Genomic DNA, 17,226 nt, shown 5'->3' with positions numbered 1-17,226 from the left:
CTTGCTGCGGCCACCGGGTTTGTTGTGGCGAGCGGGCTTGCCCCGCGTAGGGCTGCGAAGCGGCCCCTGGCAAGGCCACCGCGTATTTCCTGGCACACCGCAGTGCTTGGTTTTGGGGCTGCTTCGCAGCCCTACGCGGGGCAAGCCCGCTCGCCACAGCAGCCCACAGCAGCCCGCCCGCGACTGAATGCCCGCCAGGCACGTTAAAACTGAAGCGTGCTGGACACCGACACCTGCCGCGCATCGCCGAGCGACACAAACACCCGGCTCGCGGCCGAGGTGTAGTACGTGCGGTCGAACAGGTTCTTCACATTGAGCTGGAACTTGACCTTCTGGCCTTCGATCTTGGTGTCGTAGGTGGCAAACGCGTCGGCAACGGTGTAGCCCGGCAGGTTGAAATCGTTGGCGGCATCGCCTGCGCGCTCGCCGACATAGCGGGCACCTGCGCCCAACCGCAGCTGATCGCCACCAAAAATAGTGCCGAAATCGTAGACCGCCGACAGCGAGCCCGTGTGCTTGGCCACGTTTTGCAGGCGGTTGCCCTCAAGCGTCGGGTCTTTGTCCTTGGTGTCGAGTGCATCGGTGTAGGCGTAGCTGCCGATCACGCTCCATTGGTCGGTCAACTGGCCGGTGGCATCCAGTTCCAGGCCACGGGAGCGCACCTGCCCGGCAATGCTGTAAACGGTGTTGGCCCCTGATCCCACCGAGACCAGCACGTTGCGTTTATCGATATTGAACAACGCCGCGCTGGCGGTAATACGCCCTGGGATGTCGAGCTTGGCCCCCAATTCCCACGACTTGGATTCCTCAGGCGTGAGGTCGCCGGTCAACGTGCTGCCGTCAGCCAAGGCGGCGATGGTGGAGTTGGGTTTGAACGACTCGGTGTAGCTGCCGTAGAACGACAACTCATCCGTGTAGCGGTACACCAGGCCGGCGCGCGGCACCCACGCCTGGCCATTGCCGTTGGTGTTGGCCGTGAACGGCACACCCTTGCCGGCGTACTGGTCGTACATCTGATAGCGCACACCGCCCACCAGGATCCACTGATCGGTCAGGTGAATGGCGTCCTGGAAAAATAGTGAGTCGCTGCGCAGCAGGTCCGTCTGAGCGCTGTCCTTGGCACTGACGGTGGTGCCTTGCACGTCCTTGCCGTAGACCGGATCGAGGTAGCTGAAGGCGCTGCGTTGCGCCTGGCGGATCAAGTCGGCGCGGTAGATCTTGCGGTACTCATCGTCCAGGCCGAACACCAGGTCATGCTGCATGCCACCGACGTTGACGCTGCCTTCCAGGCTCATCGTGGCGAAGCGATCGGTGGTCAGCGCCCCCCGTGTGCCGTCCATGCTGCGGGTCAGGGTGCCATTGGGATTGACCGAAACCGTGCGCACCTGGCTGGCATCATAGGTCTCGCGGTTCCAGCTGTAGCCGAAGTGCGCCTTCCAGTCGTCGTTCAAGTCGTGGTCGACTTCCAGGCGATACAGGTCGGAGCGGCCTTCCATGTTGTTGAACGGCTCATCCAGGCGACGGGTCGTGGGGATGTTCAGCGGGTGATTGGTCTTGGGGTCGATGGCGGTGCCCCGGTCGAACGGCGAGAGGAATTCGCGGTGCTCGTAGGCAAAGACCACTTTGGTGGTGTCGCCGTACCAGGCCAGGGACGGCGCCACCAGCGTCTCGCGGTGGGTGCCGAAATTGCGCCAGTAATCTTCGTCTTCATGGTCGACGATCAGTCGGTACGCCAGGCCGCTGTCGCCAATCGGGCCGGTGGTATCGAGGTTACCGCCACTGCCGTTCTTGCCGTCGCCGAAGGTCGAGCCACGGGCGGTCAGGGAGGTGGATTGGGTCAGTTCCGGCTTTTTGCTGACGATATTGACCACGCCGCCCGGGTCCTGAATACCGTACAACAATGAAGACGGCCCCTTGAGCACTTCAACGCGCTCAGCGGTGGAGTTCAGCGCACGCCCCTGCACCACGGGCATGCCGTCTTGCATGATCGAGCCATTACGGTTATCGCCAAACCCGCGCAGCATCACCGCGTCCTGGGTACTGGCCAAGGTGTTGGCCTGGGTGATGCCGCTGATATTGGCCAGAGCGTCGTCCAGGTTACGCGGGGTCTGGTCGCGCAGCACTTGGGCGGGCACCACGTTGACGGTTTGCGGGGTTTCCAGCAACAGGCCATGGGAGCGCATCACCGAACTGGTGGGTGGCGGCTGGTAACTGGTGCTGTCCTGGGCCTGGCCGGCGCCGCTGATGGTGGTGGCGCCGAGGTTGACCGCGCCGTCGGTGGGCACAGGTTCAAGGGCCAAGGTGCGGGCGTCGATCTGGCGGAAGGTAAAGCCTGAGTGGCCGAGCAGGCGTTGCAGGGCCTGGGTCGCGCTCATCTGCCCGCTGACGGCAGGGGCGCTGAGACCGTAGGGCGCTTCATCGGTATAGATCACGCTGATCCCGGTGACGCGGCTGAAATCACTCAGGGCCTGAGGCAGTGGCTTGGCTGCCAGCGCAAAATTGAACTGGGCGCTTTGCTGCTCCTGCGCCTGCGCGACGGCCAGGGGCAGCAACGCCAGCCCCGACACCGCCAGTACCGAGGCTCCCAACCACTGTTTTACCCAACCGCCCGCCGTCGATTTCATGCTCTGAGAACCCGTGTAGAAAACGCTGTTAATGCGAATAGATCGCAGTTTCAAGCACTACACGGATGGGCGGTGGATTTACCTCACGTTGTTTTGAAAATAATTTGATTTACTGCGCCTGAATGCGAAAACCCAACCGTGGGAAATGCACATGCACGGTGCCGCCGCGTTCGTCGGTACGCCGCAGGATCAATTCCTCACGCCCGGCGAACAGCAACTCGCCGGCCACCAGGTCGGTGCCGTAATCGGTGGCGCAAATGGTCACCTGCTGGCCAGGCTTGAAGCCGTTCAAGTCCTCGAACAGTTCATCCGGCAAGGCCGCAGGTGTCGCGTTACGCGCCACGTCCAAGGCCTGTTCGGCGCTCATCTCGCTGGCGGTGCCATGGCCAAAGCTCAGTACACGGTCCAGCCAGGCAGCGACGGCGGGATAGGCATCCACCAGCGGCGCCGTCACCGTGGAGCCCTTGAGGAACCACAACGGATGCGCCAGGGCAAAGTCTGCAATCGACGGCTCGCCGAACAGGAAATCCCCTGCCTGGTGCTGCAATTGCTGATCGATGCGGCTGATGATCGTCGGCCATTGGTGCTTGGCCCGATCCAATTGCACGCGGGTCGCAGTGCCGCCGCTGAACAGTTTGGCGCGGTCCGCCACCAGCACGTCAAGCATCTGCGGCGGCACCTTGGCGAACTTGACGGCCAGGGATTCGGGCTGGAACACCAGCGCAACGGCATGCGAGAACACCAACGAATCGGCCCACGCGGCGAAGCTTTGCGTGACCAGCTCCAGGCCTTGGGGAAACAGCGCCGGCGCGGACTTTTCCTGCTCCAGGCGGTGGGCGATCAAGGCAGTGTCGCAGTAGATATCGGCGCCAACTTGCAGCACCGGCGTCTTGCGATAACCGCCGGTGAGGGCCGTGAGGTCAGGCTTGGGCATCACCGGCGAGATAAACACCGAGCGCCAGGACAAGCCCTTGAAGCCCAGCATCAGGCGGGCTTTTTCAGCAAAGGGGGATTGCGGGTAGTGGTGCAGGATCAACTCAGACATGCCAGGCTCCGCTCAAGTAAGTGAGCCGCTAGCTTAGCCTGCAACACCCCACGTGCGGGCGATGGAACCCATCAGTCAAATCAATGAACCGCTCGCCGCCAGGCACTCCTTGGCACTCTTCTTGAGCTTTTTGATCAGCCGCTCCTGGCGCAGCGCCTCGCCCTTGCTCGCGCATTGCTCGGTGTACACCAAAGCCACCGCGGGGCTGGACAAAAAGAACCGCGCGCCCTTGCCGCTTTGGTGAGAAGCAAAGCGGCGCACCGGGTCATTGCTGATGCCGCAATACAGCGAGCCATTGGCGGCGCGCACCAGGTAGACAAACCAGGGTTTGGGTTCAGGAAGATCAGTCACAGGTCGTTTCGGCAAACCAGAGGAGCGCCAATCTTATCAACGACCGGCCTGAAATGCCTTCAGGCCTTTAAGCGCCTGGGCGCGCACGGCGTTTTTCAACGCAGGCGACCAACCCAGCAACAACCCCTTGAGGCCCAGTGCCTGGCGCGACCAGCGCCACAGGTCGAAGTGATCGTGGTGCTCGCAGATCCTGCCATCGCGAAACACAAACCGCGCGCCAATGTCGTTGACTACCGTGTTGCCGGTGGCGCTGAACAGGTACGTCGCCACCCAATGCGCGCTGCCGGTGGTTTCATCGCTGCGCACATGGTCGAAGGTCAGGGAAAAATTCTTCGCGCGGGTGGTGAGCATGCGCCACATGTCACCTGCGTCACGCCCGCGCAGCTCGCCGAACGCGGGGTCGCTGAACACCACATCGTCGGTGTAGCAGGCGGCCATGGCTTCGGCATCCAGGCGCTGGAAGGCACTGTAGAACTCGGTGATCAGGGCGTTGTGGGCATCACTCATGGGCAGGCTCCGCAGGCGTCGAAAAGGTAGGCGCACGATAAGCCGCCAGCGCCGGTAAGGCTACCGACATTCGCCGCGCAAATGACCACGCTTACGGCACCATGCCACTGCTGCGGGCATAGGCGAACAAATCCACGTCGGTGGAGATGCACAACCGGCTCATGGCCGTGCTTTTTTGTTTGCTGATGGTCGAGATGCTGCGATTGACCCGGGCGGCAATCTGGCTGACGGTCATACCGCTGGCGAGCATGCGCACCACCTCGCGTTCTTTGCCGGACAACTGCGGCACGGCTTGCTGGTCGCCGGGGCCAGCTTCCACCAACTGCACCCGCAGGCTTTCGCTGACGAAGGTATGGCCTTCGCTCACCGCCTTGATGGCCTGCGGCAACTCCCTGGCCGAGGCACTCTTGGCCACGATGGCCCGCGCGCCCTGTGCGAAGGAAGCGCGCAGCGTGGCGATGTTGGCGAACATGGTCACCAGAATCACAGGCAATCGCGGGTATTGACGTTGCATCAGGCTCAACAGGCCGTACCCATCAGCCTGCTGATTGCCCGGCATGGCAAAGTCGGTCACCAGCAGGTCACACGGCGTGCTGTCGAGCACCGCCAGCAGTTGATCGGGGCCGTCGGCCTCGCCGACCACCTTGCACTTTCCACTGGCCTCGATCACGACTTTTTGGCCGATACGCACAATCGGATGATCGTCAGCAATTATTACGCGAAGCATGAGACCCACCATGATGGCAACTTGACCTACGCAAAATAGCGCCGGATGTGGCCGGCAACAACCGCCAAGAAAAGCAGCCAGGGCAGCCCGTGCAGCATTCTTGGCTACCGAGATTTATACCTACAAAACAAACAGAGCAGGCCGTCAGAAAGGAGCTACAGCTCAGGGCGAAATCTTCCTTCACCCCAGATGAAAGCCTGCGTCTTCACAGTGCCGACAAGTACGCCAGGTAACGCATCAGGTCCTGGCGCAACCGGATCAAGTCGCGGGCATGCGTGGCTACGCCGTCGCCACTTACCCGTGTCATCAGTTGCAGGCCGCGTTTTTCCAGCGAGGTGACGCCCAGAAAGGCCACGCTGCCAATCAACCGGTGCAGGTGTTGAACGGTGTCGGCGCCATCGAGGCGCACCACCGCGCCCGAGAGCGCGCGCAGGTCTTGCCGGGCTTCATGGATCAGGCTGCCAAGCATGCTGTCCACCACTTCGCTGCGGCCAAACATCTGCACCAGCGTCGTACGGGTTGGCCAGCCTTTTTGCCCGACCAATGCCTGTGCCTTCGTGCCCTGCTCGAATGCGCCCACGTGGGCTTGGTCCAGCCAATAGACCAGGACGTGGTGCAGCTGCAAAAAAGTCAGCGGTTTGATCAGCCACGCGTCCATGCCGGCTTCCAGGCATAGGCGGACTTCGTCAGGGCCCAGGTTTGAGGTCAGGCCGATGATGGGCAGTCGCGTCGACAGCGCCTCACGTTCGCGGCGGCGGATTTCGCGCGTCATGGCATAGCCGTCCATGAGCGGCATCTGGCAGTCGGTCAGGATCAGATCAAAGTGCTGCACGTCCATCGCAGCCAGTGCGGCACGCCCATCCCTGCACGCTTTGTGGCCCAGGCCGAGGCGGTCGAGAATTCCGCTCATCAGCAGGCAGTAGGCCGGATGGTCGTCAACCACCAACACCTTGAGCCGTTGCCAGCAGGCAGGCGCGGCGGTCAACGCCCGCGGCTCATCCCCACCCATGCTGCCTGGGGGAGTGCCTGATGACATGACTACCTCAACTTACCGTATCGACGGACGATGATGCACGCCATGCGTGCAGGAAACGGCCGCGCTCTGGCCGATCGGGCGCGGCATTCTGAAGCATCTTTTTGATGTTTTTATGACGGTTCAGCGGCGCAAAACGTATTCGAATGACTGCGCCTGGACGATACAAAAACTACGAAACCTCACAATTCCTACGTAAACAAAAGCCGGTTCTGACATGAACGAATACTCCTTTGCCCTATCCGCTTACTCTCGTATTTGTTGTATTTCCCCAACTCGCCCCCTCTATAAATTCGCCGCACCCCAACAAGGGGCGCGGCCTGTCCTCTCCATGGGTCGCAACACACATGGCTGTTTGCCCCAAGGCACAGTCAGCAATCCTTGCACCGGAACCTCACGACATGAATAAGTCCCTAGCAGCACTCGCCCTCTTTTTAGTGGCCGCTCATCAAGGCCAGGCTGTTGCCGCAAGCTCGGTGGAGTTGATCGTCAAAGGCCTGATCACCCCGAGTGCCTGCACACCGACCTTGTCCGCCAACGGCATCGTCGATCACGGCAAGCTTTCCGCCAAGGACCTCAATCAAGGCACCCCCACTGATCTGCCAGCCGTGACCTTGCAGATGAATGTGAACTGCGATGCCCAGACCTTGTTTGGCTTGAACGGCAACGACAACCGGGCGTCCTCAGCCATCGTCGCGACGGGCTATGGGCTGGGCTTGATCGATAACACGCAGAAAATCGGCACCTACCACCTTGAGCTTGTGAACCCGGTTGCGGACAACGTCGCCGTCATACCCCTGGAGTCCAACAACGGTGGGCAAACCTGGAGCGCGATTGATGGTGAATATTGGTACAGCGGCAACCTGGCCGGTTTCGGCGGTGTTTCCGGTGGCCTGTATGTACCCGTGCCGATTCAGGACCTGACCACTGACTTGGCCGTGATGACCCAGATCGCGCCCGCGCAAGACTTGAACCTGAGCAATGAAGTGTCCCTCGACGGCTCCGCCACGATCGAAGTGAAGTACCTGTAAACAAGGCTCGCTGACCCGGTGCCACGACGCATCGGATCAGCCTCGCGCGTATCGCCCTACTTGGAGGTTTTACATGATCCATCGCACCCTCGCCCCAGTGTTCATGGCGCTGATGGCCGTCATTCCCCAGGCATTTGCCTCCAGCGCCACTGACCTTAGGATCACCGGCCTGATCACGCCCAGTGCCTGCATGCCCAACCTGTCCAGTGGCGGTGTGGTCGATCATGGCAAGTTGACGGTGAAGGACCTCGATCCCCAACTGCCTACTCGCCTGGAGACCGTCAACCTGCAATTGGAGGTCACCTGCGAGGCAGAAACCCTGTTCACCCTGACCACCGTCGACAACCGCTCCGGCACCTCGGCCATCCACCCGGCGAGCCATGGCCTGGGCCGGGTCAATGACGACCAGATGCTGGGCAGCGTGGCGTTCAACGTACTGGATGCGGTTGCCGACAATGTGCCGGTGCGCACCCTCTTATCCAGCAACGGCGGTGCCGACTGGCGTCCTTCGACGTACCTGGGCCATGCCGGGCTGACCGCTTTCGCCGCCGCCGACAACCTCAACGTCCCGATTGCGGTGAAGGTGTTGACCGCCCGACTCAGCGCCTTCACCACCCTGGTAAAAGCCACCGACCTGACCCTGGTGGACGAAATGCCCATCGATGGTCATGCCACGCTGCAAGTGAAGTACTGGTAAGCCCGACCTTGCTCTTTTACCTACCAAATCAGGAGTGGGCCGCACGATGAACAGCCTGCGCAATGCCCTTGCTATCGCCCTGCTGCTGGGCACCAGCACCAGTACCTTCGCCGCCTCCACAATCGACCTGACGGTCAAGGGCCTGATCACCCCCAGCGCCTGCACACCCACTCTGTCGGCCGCAGGAACCGTCGATTACGGAAAACTCTCGGTCAACGATCTGCACCCGACCTACAGCACTGACCTGCCGCAGGTCACCCTCAACCTGCAGATTGCCTGCGAAGCCACCACGCCAATGGCCTTCAAACTCATCGATAACCGCCCTGGCACCAATACCATCGGCGCCAACATGGGGCTTGGCCTGACGGACGCGGGGGAAAAGATCGGCTCTGCCTGGCTTTACTTCCACAACCCGGTGGCCGACGGCACACCCGCCGACGTGAGCGTTTCGCTCACCAATGGCAGCAGCTGGATCAGGGCCATCAACCTGGATACGCGAGGCCTGTATGCCCCCAGCGCTGCCGCCGATTTCAGCGTGCCGATCGCCATCAAGCACTTCGCCACTGAACTGCAAGTGGGCGGCGTCATTGCGCCCACCAGCAGCATGACGTTAACCCGCGAAGTGGTCATCGATGGCAATGCCACCGTTGAAGTGCTGTACCTGTAACTGGCGCCACCCAACCCCCACGGTGATAACGACGCAATGAACCCATCGACCATCACCCGGGCGCTCACGCTGTTCGCCTTGCACCTGACGCCGGCCTTCGCCGCGTCAACCGTAGACCTGAGCGTTACCGGCCGGATCACGCCCCAGGCCTGCACTGTGTCGCTGTCCGACAGCGGCCTGATCGATTACGGCAAGATCCCGGCGCGCACTTTGAGACCGAGTGAGTTCACGCCACTGCCCAGCCGGCAAATGGGCCTGGGCATCAACTGTGAAGGGCCGACGCTGTTTGCACTGGTGGGTATCGACAATCAGCCGGATTCCTCTGTGAACCCCGAGGTTCTGTACGGCTTGGGCATGAACATTCACGCGCCGAGCGAACGCCTGGGCTCGGTAGGTTTGTCATTGCGCGGGCCGGTGGGCGACGGCAGCGCCCTGCAGGTGATCAGCTCCGCGGACGGCGGGAGCACCTGGCACCCAGAGCCCAATGCACATCCCAGGCAGTACATGGGTTTCGCCCGGGTCGACACGCTGCTGCCCATCCCCATCAGGCAACTGGTTGCCAGCCTGCGGGTGGACACCGCCATCAGCCCGGCCAATAGCCTGACGCTGAAACAAGAAGTGCCTTTGCAAGGTTCGATCACCCTGGACCTCAAGTACCTGTAACCCTTAGTGAATGAGTCCTCAGATGACGATGCATGTTTCCTGGATACGCGCCGGTTGTGCCGGCCTCGCTGTATGGTGCTCCGCCGCGGCGCTGGCCGATGGAATGGTGCCAGACACCTCGGTGGTGATCGTGCACGAGGCGGACGGCGAAGCGGCCGTGTCTGTGACCAATACCGACAGCAAGCTGGCCCTGTTGCACGTGACCCTCGAAGACGTTCCCGAAGACCGGTCCACCTTGCTGTTCGTCACTCCGCCGCTGTCACGGGTGGAGCCCGGCAAGCGTCAGCTGGTGCGGTTCATCCTGCAATCGGACGAGCCGCTTAAAACCCAACGGCTCAAACGGGTGGTCTTCGAAGGCATGCCCCAGCAACGCACCGGCGCCGAAGCCGGGCGTGCCCAAGTGGGCGTCACGGTGCGCCAGAACCTGCCGGTGATCCTGCACCCCAAGGGTCTGGCACCCAACCGTGAGCCGTGGCTGGGCCTGACCTGGCACCTGGACGGCGACCGGCTCAGCGTGCGCAACCCCACACCGTACGTGGTGCGCCTTGCGCAGGCATTGCGGCTGTTGCCCGGCAACGGCTCGACCTTGCTGCCGCGCACGTATGTGTTGCCGGGAGAAACCCTGACGGTCGCGGCCCAGGGGACGGGGGCGACGTCAGTGCGCCTGCAGCCGGCCACGGTGTATGGCTTTGCTGTCGCGCCCTACGAGGCCCCCATCACGCCTTGATCCAACCGCGTCGAACCCTGCCGACGCCTCTATAAAACGAAGTGACCCCTGCGAAGGTCACCGGGAAGACCGCCTGGCGCGTCCGCAAACCTTGCCTCGGGCTTCCCTCAAAAGAGTGTAATTGTGTGAACACAATCATGAATTACCGTGACGGCGAAGCCCTGTCCGGCGTTATGCCGCGCCCGTCACTCGTGCAACTGGGCGGCATCGCCTGGGCGCTCAGCCATCTGCTGCTGGCCGAAAAGGCCTGGGCAGACGACGCGCCGTCAACCGGTTCGTTCGACCACCAGACCCTGCACCAGCGTGGCATCGACCCGCAACTGGCCAGCCTGCTGCTGGAAACGCCACGCTTTACCCGCGGCCGCCACGCCGTCAACCTGGAGGTCAACGGCCAACGGCGCGGTCGGGTCGACGTCAGCTTCGATGACCACGGCGCGGTGTGCTTTGACGCTGCTTTATTGCAAGCCGGTCAGTTGGTCGCACCGCCACGCCGCGTCGACGCCTGCCACGCCTTTGTCGAGCACTACCCGCAAACGGTGATCGAACCCGACCCGGCCGGCCTGGCCCTGTCACTGGTAGTGCCTACGCAGGCGCTGCGCATTGCGCCGCAGGACGTTTCCGGCTACAGCACCGGCGGTTTCGCAGCCTTGCTCAACTACGATGTGACCGGCCTGCACAACGAATACGGCGACAGCAGCAGCCGGTTCGGCTCGGCCAACACCGAAGTCGGCTTTAACGCCGGCGACTGGATCGTGCGCAGCCGCCAGGTACAGACCTGGCAGGACGGCGTCTCGCGCAGCAACCACCTGGATGCCTACGCCCAACGGACCTTTGCCAGCCAGCAGGCGGTGTTGCAGGCCGGGCAGATCAACCTCTACAACCCGGTGCTGGCGGGAGCCCCGATCACCGGCGTGCAAGTGCTCACCGAGCAGGCGCTGCAAGACCAGGATCAGGGCGCGACGATCGATGGCATCGCCAACGGCCCGGCCAAGGTGGAGGTGCGGCAAAACGGTGCGTTGGTTCACTCCACAGTGGTCCCCGCGGGGCCGTTTTCCCTCAGCCAAGTGCCGCGCTTGAACGGGCGCTCCGATGTCGAAGTGACGGTCAAGGAAGCGTCCGGCGAAGAACGGCGCTTCAGCGTGCCGGCGGCGATGCTGGGGCTGGGTCTGCCGGCACCGGGTTACGCCGTGGCAGCCGGCACAGTGCGCAACATCGGCGACAGCGATGGCGCCGCCCCCTGGGTGGTCAGTGCCGGGTGGACGGCTGCAGTCCACCCACTGATCACGCTGGGCAGCGGCCTGCTGGTGGCCCAAGACTATCGCTCGGTCGGGGCCAACCTGGGTGTGCTGCCCTGGCAGGACAGCCAGCTGCAATGGGCGGTGGTCGCCGCCGAGGCAACTCGCCAGGCGCAAGCGCGCGGCGTGCAGGTGGACCTCTCGTGGTCCCAGCAAATAGGTGAACGCTGGGCCATCAGCGCCGCCAACACGTGGCGCAGCGAAGGCTATCGCGACCTCACCGAATCGACCTACGCCGCCCATACCCGCGAGCAGCAGCGCTCACGCTACCGCGACCAGCAAAGCGCCACGGTCTCCTGGGCGCATCCATGGCTGGGAGCCTTCAGCGCCGGCGTGTCGCGCGTCGCCTCCTTTGCCGGCGACAGCAGCAGTCGCGCACTGGCGTCGTGGGGCACGCAAGTGGGCGGGGTATCGCTGTCCGCCACCGCCGAATGGCAAATGGGCGGCCGCCGTTACAACGATGACAGCCTGTACCTGAACCTCAGCCTGCCCTTGGGCGAAAACCGTCGAGGCCGCGCCTGGGTACGAAACTCCGGGGGCGAGCACCGCATCGGCATCGGCGTCAACGAACCGCTCAACGATCAACTGGCCTATCGGGTGGGCGTTGAACATGACAGCCGCGACCGCGAGGTGGAGTCATCCCTCGGGGTTTCGGCCCTGCCGTTCTACAGTCAGCTGGACTTCAACTACAGCCGCTCCAGCGACGCGCGTTCCAGCTACCAGGGCGGCGCGCGCGGCGGTGTGGTGGTGCATGGCGACGGTGTGACCTTGTCGCCCTACCCGGTGCGCGACACCTTTGCGCTGCTGTCGGTGGGCCAGATGCCCGGCGTCAAGGTCAGTACGCCAAGCGGCCCGGTGTGGACCGACTGGCAAGGCCAGGCCGTGGTGCCGCAGATCAGCGCCTATGGCCGTAGCCCGGTAGAAGTGCAGACGCGCTCGTTGCCGCGCAATGCCGACATCAGCAATGGCCTGGCCGTGGTTTCGGCAGGGCGCGGCGCCGTCGACCGGCTGGCGTTCGGCGTGGCCCTGACGCGTCGGGCCTTGCTGACCCTTGACCGGCCGGTGCCGCGCGGCGCGACGGTCACCACCGACGACGGCGAGTTCGTCACGCTGGTGCAGGAAGGCAACCAGGTATTCCTGCCCAATGTGCTCGACCCTCGGCCGCTCTGGATCCAGGGCCCCGGGCAGCCGCGTTGCGCCCTGCGCTTTGACCTGCCGCAAAAGGCCGACCCCGACGTGTATTTCGAAACCGCACCCGCCCGTTGCGTGACTCTGTGAGGACTCTCTTGAAACGTCATTACTGCCTCGCCGCCCTGCTACTGACGGGCGCCGCCCACGCCCACGCCCAGGACGATTGCCGACTGGACGTGAGTGAGTCGCTGCTGGATTTTGGCTCGATCCGCCGCGCCATTGACCCGGCACCCGGCCCTGAACGACTGCTGGGTGAACGGCGCCTGAGCATGACCTTGGACTGCCCGCAGAGCAGCGACCTGAGCGTGTTCTACCGCGGCCTGGCCGCCAGCGCCGAGCGTTTGCGCTTCACCCAGGGCGGCAGCTACCGCGTGCACGTACACGCTGGCCTGCTGGACGGCCGCGCTGTAGCGCTGGGGCTGCTGGCGGCCAGCGGCCAGCCGCCGATTGCCAGCGCCCAGGCCCTGGACTGGCGCCCCGAGCATGGCATCGTACCGATGCTCAACGGCCTGCCCGCGCATGGCCGCAGTTTCTCCCTGCAACTGGCAGTCAGTGCCTATGCCGAGGAGCGCGCCACGCCTGTGCGCGATGCCGTTACCTGGGACACCACCGGGCGAATCGAGGCTGCCGGCTCCGGGCGCTCGCGGGCGCTGCGCCTGCAGGCGCATTTTGCGCCGGCGGCCTGCACGCCCGGGCTGTCCAACGGCGGGACGGTGAGCTTTGGCAAGCTGTCGATCAACGACTTGAGCCGCGATCAGGACACACGCCTGCCGGCCCGGCCGCTGACGCTCACGGTGGCCTGTGACGGGCCGACGCCGTTTGCCCTGGTCATGAAGGACAACCGCGACGGCTCCGCCACCGGCGGCCTGGATGAAACCGCCTATGGCTTGGGCGTGGATGCACGCGGGCAGAAAATCGGGCGCTACTACCTGACGGTCGACCCTGCCCAGATCAGCGCCGACAACTTCTCCCGGGTGTATCGCACCGACTCCACCACGGGCGGCTCGGCCTGGAGCATTGCCAACAGCAGCCCCATCGACGTCGGCGCGCGCAGCCTTCTGGGGTTTACCCCGGCGGCCGGCAGCACCCAGGGCCCCGAGGCCCTGCAAAACCTCAGCGCTTTACTGAGCCTGAAGGCATTTATTGCACCACTCGACAGCCTGGACCTGAGCACTGAGGTTCGGCTCGACGGTTCGGCCACGCTCGAAATTACCTACCTGTAAGCGCTCCCGGAGCCCTCATGACCCTTCGATATCTGATTCTCGCGCCCTTGATCTTCTTCAACCCGCTGAGCCTCGCCGGTTCCAGCGTAGAGCTGAGCGTCGATGGGCTGATTACGCCGATGGCCTGCACGCCAACCCTGTCAGCCGCAGGGTTGGTCGACTTCGGCAAAATCTCCCAGCAAGACCTTAACCTCACAACCGGCACACGGCTGCCGCTCAAGTCCCTGAACCTGACCGTCACGTGCAACGGCGCCGCGCGCTACGCCTTGCGCATGCGCGACAACCGCGACGGCACGGCGCACGTCAACAGCGAGATTTACTACGGGTTGGGCCTGGACGGCAGCGGCAACAAGGTCGGTGTGTATTCGGTCAAGTTCGACCCCAAGCAGACCGTGGCCGATGCCGTGCCTTATCTGTACGGCACCGAGTCCACCACCGGCGGCGTGGCCTGGCGCACCTCCAACCGCAACCCAATCGACATCGGCGCCAACAGCCTGTTGGGCTTTACCGATCTGGAAGGCAGCACCGCGGGCCCCTCCGGCATCCAGACCCTGAACAGCACACTGACCCTGGAAGCGGTGATCAACGCCAAGCAGAACCTGGACTTGAGCAGCGACATTCGCATGGATGGCTCCGCCACCCTGGAAGTGACTTATCTGTAGCACCGACGTTTTCCAACCCAAGGAGTACCCGCTAAATGAACAAGCTTTTCCCTGTCTTGACCACCGCGCTATTACTGGCCGCCTCCACAGGTGCCTGGGCGGCATCCACTGCCGAGTTGACCGTCAAAGGCCTGATCACGCCCAGCGCGTGTACGCCGAGCCTGTCCAATGGTGGGGTGATCGACCACGGCAAGATTTCCGCCAAGGACCTGAACCCGACCCAATACACCATCATCGGCAACCATACGCTGAGCCTGACCGTTACCTGTGAGGCCGCAACGGCATTCGCCCTGTATGGCGTGGATAACCGCGTCGGCTCGACCGACAACCCCAGCGACTACGGCCTGGGGTTGATCAATGGCGATCAGAAGCTTGGGTATTACGTTTTGATGCTGAGTAACCCGCTCGCCGACAATGTGCCGGTGCAGACTATCGGCTCCACTGACCAGGGAAGTTCGTGGAACAAGGAAAGGTTCCTCGATCCGGGTCTGTACATGTCCATCGCCGCCATGAGCGACGCCAGCCAACCGCTGCCAACCAAAGACCTGGTCGCCGACCTGGAGGTGCAAACCCTCATCAACCGCACCGACGGGATGGACCTGAGTAACGAAGTGCTCATCGACGGTTCGGCCACCCTGGAAATGCGCTACCTGTAACGCCTGAAAAGCGCAGGGCTTGGGGTGACGCCCAAGCTTGCCTGGCACGGGAGCAGGTTTACTGCCCCTCACAGGCTATCTCGCTATACCTTCTCGCTGCGCACGCCCACGTACAACGCACGGCCCGCGCCCAACCCGGCGACGATGGCGCCCAGGCCGATCACGGCAAAAATCCAGCCTACGGCCGTCCAGCCGCCCGTCCAGTCATGCACCAGCCCGACCGCAAACGGCCCGAGGGATGCCAGGGTGTAGCCAAAGCCCTGGGCCATGCTCGACAGGTTGGCCGCGACATGTGAGTCGCGCGAGCGCAGCACGATCAAGGTCAGCGCCAGGCTGAAAGTGCCGCCCTGGCCTAGGCCCAGTAGGATCGCCCAGCCCCACAGGCCATCAAGGGGCGCGTACAGGCAGCCGAACAAGCCGCCGAGGGTCAACACCATCACCACCACAATCGCCAGGCGCTGGTCCTTGCCGCGCGTGGCCAGCCAAGGTGCGGCGAGGGAACTGGCCAACTGCACGATGACCGAGCCGGACAGCACCAGGCCCGCCTGGGTCGCCGTAAGGCCGCGACCGATCAGAATCGACGGCAACCAACCGAACACGATATAGGCCAGCGACGATTGCAGGCCCATGTACAGCGTTACCTGCCAGGCCAGCGGATCACGCAGCAACCCCCTCACGCGATACGCAACTTGATGGGCGCCGTGTTTTTGCCCCACCTGTGGCAACCAGAACGCCGCCGCCACCAGCGCTGGCAGAATCCAGAAGCCCAGGCCGATGCTCCAGCTATCCCCGAAATGCTTGCTCAGCGGCACCGTCGAGCCGGCAGCCAAGGCGGCGCCCAGGCACAGCGCCATGGTGTACACGCCGGTCATGGTGCCGGCCTGTTTGGCGAAATCACGCTTGACGATGCCCGGCAGCAACACGCCGATGATGCCGATACTTGCACCGGCAATCAGGCTACCGGCGAACAGCCCGACCTCGCCGAAAGCACTGCGCAAAATGATCCCGGCAGCCAACGTCAACAGAATCCCCAGCACCACGCGCTCAGCACCGAAGCGCCGCGCCAGGATCGGCGCCATCGGTGCGAACAGGCCCAGGCACAGCACCGGCAAGGTGGTCAGCAAACCGGCCTTGGCTGCCGACAACCCCAGGCTCTGGGAGACTTCAGCCAGCAGCGGCGACATGCTCGACAATGCCGGGCGCAGGTTCAGCGCCACCAGAATCAGGCCCAGCAGTAACAGCCAAGGCCGCGCAACGACCGGCGGGGTGTGCTGCACCAGGTCGTCATCGGCTTCGGCGTCGATTAATAACTCTTCGAGTTCAGTGGGGCGTTTGGTTTCAAGGTTCATTGATCAACTGCCGGCAGAGGGATTTGGCGCGTTCCGGATCTTGCTGTTCCACCGCGTCGAGCAGGGCGATGTGCAGATCAAACACGGCCTGGCGACGCGGTGAAATATTCAGGGTCTGGCGCAACTGGGCGGCGACGATGGCAGAGAAGTACTGGTACAGCTCGCTCAATGCCGGGTTGTGCGCCGCGTCCACCAAGTGCTTGTGGAACACCAGGTCGGCGCTGATATAAGCCTCCAGGTCGCCGTGATACAGCTCGGCGCTGGCCTTGAGTGCGTCACGCATCGCACTCAGATCAGCCTCGGTACGGCGCACCGCCGCAAGCCCGATGGCCTCCACTTCGAGAATCTGCCGGGTCTCCTGCGCCTGCTCCAGGGCGCAATGGGACAACGCCCGCATTGCGCCCAACGGATCGGTCATCGAGCGCAAATAACTGCCGTCGCCCTGACGAATGTCGATCAAGCCGGAAAACGCCAATACGCGCATGGCCTCGCGCACAGTATTGCGGCTGATGCCCAGCTCGGCAGACAGCTCGGGCTCGGTGGGCAGGCGCTCGCCGATGGCCCATTTGCCTTCAGTGATGCGCCGACGCAACTGCTCCAGGGCCTGATCGACCAGCGAGCGTTTGATCAAGGGGGCGATGTCTGTCATGGATTTTGCGCTTTCGTCCAATCATAGGATGAATTTTCCTACAGCCTATTCGGACTTGCCTACAAAGGCAACGCACTAGGGTTTTGAGGCAGCAGAAGGAACTGAATTTTCGATTGGTAAAATTACCCT

Annotated in this window: 17 protein-coding genes; 9 read left to right on the top strand and 8 right to left on the bottom strand. The window is 63.3% G+C overall.

All coding sequences use genetic code 11. From position 1 onward, the window contains the following. Nucleotides 1-203: 203 nt before the first annotated feature. From AACW30_RS06630 to AACW30_RS06605, 6 genes are all read right to left on the bottom strand, one after another. Entirely contained in the window at nt 204-2,624 is a 2,421-nt protein-coding gene (locus AACW30_RS06630; protein WP_200624545.1) for a TonB-dependent siderophore receptor, read from the bottom strand. A 109-nt stretch (nt 2,625-2,733) separates the two neighbouring features. Then, nucleotides 2,734-3,669 carry a glutathione S-transferase family protein gene (locus AACW30_RS06625; protein ID WP_119738472.1) on the bottom strand — a complete coding sequence of 312 codons (936 nt, stop codon included), beginning with the start codon at nt 3,667-3,669 and terminating at the stop codon, nt 2,734-2,736. Nucleotides 3,670-3,744: 75 nt separating this feature from the next. Further along, nucleotides 3,745-4,020 carry a GIY-YIG nuclease family protein gene (locus AACW30_RS06620; protein ID WP_025855645.1) on the bottom strand — a complete coding sequence of 92 codons (276 nt, stop codon included), beginning with the start codon at nt 4,018-4,020 and terminating at the stop codon, nt 3,745-3,747. Between the two features lie 36 nt (nt 4,021-4,056). Then, nucleotides 4,057-4,527, bottom strand: coding sequence for a nuclear transport factor 2 family protein (locus tag AACW30_RS06615; RefSeq protein WP_106579503.1), 471 nt, complete (start codon nt 4,525-4,527; stop codon nt 4,057-4,059). 91 nt (nt 4,528-4,618) lie between these two features. Beyond that, entirely contained in the window at nt 4,619-5,254 is a 636-nt protein-coding gene (locus AACW30_RS06610) for a response regulator transcription factor (RefSeq protein ID WP_106579504.1), read from the bottom strand. A gap of 205 nt (nt 5,255-5,459) precedes the next feature. Further along, nucleotides 5,460-6,290 carry a response regulator gene (locus AACW30_RS06605; protein WP_234452621.1) on the bottom strand — a complete coding sequence of 277 codons (831 nt, stop codon included), beginning with the start codon at nt 6,288-6,290 and terminating at the stop codon, nt 5,460-5,462. 398 nt (nt 6,291-6,688) lie between these two features. Here AACW30_RS06605 and AACW30_RS06600 point away from each other — a divergent pair, with 398 nt between their 5' ends. The 9 genes from AACW30_RS06600 (at nt 6,689) to AACW30_RS06560 (ending at nt 15,099) form a co-directional block, all read left to right on the top strand. Further along, a complete protein-coding gene (locus AACW30_RS06600) occupies nt 6,689-7,318 on the top strand; it encodes a DUF1120 domain-containing protein (RefSeq protein WP_106579505.1) in 630 nt (209 codons plus the stop codon). A 73-nt stretch (nt 7,319-7,391) separates the two neighbouring features. After that, the gene (locus tag AACW30_RS06595; protein WP_119738468.1) at nt 7,392-8,015 is read left to right on the top strand and encodes a DUF1120 domain-containing protein; all 624 of its coding nucleotides are present in this window, start codon (nt 7,392-7,394) and stop codon (nt 8,013-8,015) included. A 46-nt stretch (nt 8,016-8,061) separates the two neighbouring features. Continuing rightward, nucleotides 8,062-8,682, top strand: a complete 621-nt coding sequence (locus AACW30_RS06590; RefSeq protein ID WP_200624544.1) for a DUF1120 domain-containing protein — start codon at nt 8,062-8,064, stop codon at nt 8,680-8,682. Between the two features lie 36 nt (nt 8,683-8,718). Beyond that, nucleotides 8,719-9,345 (top strand): DUF1120 domain-containing protein, encoded by a 627-nt coding sequence (locus AACW30_RS06585; protein ID WP_200624543.1) that lies wholly within the window; start codon nt 8,719-8,721, stop codon nt 9,343-9,345. A 28-nt stretch (nt 9,346-9,373) separates the two neighbouring features. Beyond that, on the top strand, nt 9,374-10,072 hold the full coding sequence (locus AACW30_RS06580) for a fimbria/pilus chaperone family protein (protein WP_442793520.1): 699 nt from the start codon (nt 9,374-9,376) through the stop codon (nt 10,070-10,072). A 125-nt stretch (nt 10,073-10,197) separates the two neighbouring features. Then, complete coding sequence (locus AACW30_RS06575) at nt 10,198-12,645, top strand: fimbria/pilus outer membrane usher protein (RefSeq protein ID WP_325167566.1); 2,448 nt, start codon at nt 10,198-10,200, stop codon at nt 12,643-12,645. Nucleotides 12,646-12,653: 8 nt separating this feature from the next. Then, nucleotides 12,654-13,781, top strand: coding sequence for a DUF1120 domain-containing protein (locus AACW30_RS06570; RefSeq protein WP_200624541.1), 1,128 nt, complete (start codon nt 12,654-12,656; stop codon nt 13,779-13,781). 17 nt (nt 13,782-13,798) lie between these two features. Further along, nucleotides 13,799-14,443, top strand: a complete 645-nt coding sequence (locus AACW30_RS06565) for a DUF1120 domain-containing protein (RefSeq protein ID WP_179678163.1) — start codon at nt 13,799-13,801, stop codon at nt 14,441-14,443. Between the two features lie 35 nt (nt 14,444-14,478). Continuing rightward, nucleotides 14,479-15,099, top strand: coding sequence for a DUF1120 domain-containing protein (locus AACW30_RS06560; RefSeq protein ID WP_200624540.1), 621 nt, complete (start codon nt 14,479-14,481; stop codon nt 15,097-15,099). An 83-nt stretch (nt 15,100-15,182) separates the two neighbouring features. On the opposite strand, the gene AACW30_RS06555 is transcribed toward AACW30_RS06560, so the two are convergent. Together AACW30_RS06555 and AACW30_RS06550 are read right to left on the bottom strand one after the other, a co-directional pair. Beyond that, nucleotides 15,183-16,448, bottom strand: a complete 1,266-nt coding sequence (locus AACW30_RS06555) for a CynX/NimT family MFS transporter (protein ID WP_200624539.1) — start codon at nt 16,446-16,448, stop codon at nt 15,183-15,185. After that, on the bottom strand, nt 16,438-17,097 hold the full coding sequence (locus AACW30_RS06550) for a FadR/GntR family transcriptional regulator (protein ID WP_200624538.1): 660 nt from the start codon (nt 17,095-17,097) through the stop codon (nt 16,438-16,440). Before AACW30_RS06550 ends, AACW30_RS06555 begins: the two co-directional genes overlap by 11 nt. Nucleotides 17,098-17,226: the final 129 nt, after the last annotated feature.

The organism is Pseudomonas sp. MF6747 (genome assembly GCF_963890955.1).
Classification (GTDB): Bacteria; Pseudomonadota; Gammaproteobacteria; order Pseudomonadales; family Pseudomonadaceae; genus Aquipseudomonas.
Note: the sequence above shows the minus strand (reverse complement) of the source record. Positions and strands in the feature narration are given on the sequence as shown.

Coding starts and splice junctions, on each gene's coding strand:
- AACW30_RS06630 (WP_200624545.1), bottom strand. CDS start 2,624: ATGAAATCGACGGCGGGCGGTTGGGTAAAACAGTGGTTGGGAGCCTCG.
- AACW30_RS06625 (WP_119738472.1), bottom strand. CDS start 3,669: ATGTCTGAGTTGATCCTGCACCACTACCCGCAATCCCCCTTTGCTGAA.
- AACW30_RS06615 (WP_106579503.1), bottom strand. CDS start 4,527: ATGAGTGATGCCCACAACGCCCTGATCACCGAGTTCTACAGTGCCTTC.
- AACW30_RS06610 (WP_106579504.1), bottom strand. CDS start 5,254: ATGCTTCGCGTAATAATTGCTGACGATCATCCGATTGTGCGTATCGGC.
- AACW30_RS06605 (WP_234452621.1), bottom strand. CDS start 6,290: ATGTCATCAGGCACTCCCCCAGGCAGCATGGGTGGGGATGAGCCGCGG.
- AACW30_RS06600 (WP_106579505.1), top strand. CDS start 6,689: ATGAATAAGTCCCTAGCAGCACTCGCCCTCTTTTTAGTGGCCGCTCAT.
- AACW30_RS06595 (WP_119738468.1), top strand. CDS start 7,392: ATGATCCATCGCACCCTCGCCCCAGTGTTCATGGCGCTGATGGCCGTC.
- AACW30_RS06590 (WP_200624544.1), top strand. CDS start 8,062: ATGAACAGCCTGCGCAATGCCCTTGCTATCGCCCTGCTGCTGGGCACC.
- AACW30_RS06585 (WP_200624543.1), top strand. CDS start 8,719: ATGAACCCATCGACCATCACCCGGGCGCTCACGCTGTTCGCCTTGCAC.
- AACW30_RS06580 (WP_442793520.1), top strand. CDS start 9,374: ATGCATGTTTCCTGGATACGCGCCGGTTGTGCCGGCCTCGCTGTATGG.
- AACW30_RS06565 (WP_179678163.1), top strand. CDS start 13,799: ATGACCCTTCGATATCTGATTCTCGCGCCCTTGATCTTCTTCAACCCG.
- AACW30_RS06560 (WP_200624540.1), top strand. CDS start 14,479: ATGAACAAGCTTTTCCCTGTCTTGACCACCGCGCTATTACTGGCCGCC.
- AACW30_RS06555 (WP_200624539.1), bottom strand. CDS start 16,448: ATGAACCTTGAAACCAAACGCCCCACTGAACTCGAAGAGTTATTAATC.
- AACW30_RS06550 (WP_200624538.1), bottom strand. CDS start 17,097: ATGACAGACATCGCCCCCTTGATCAAACGCTCGCTGGTCGATCAGGCC.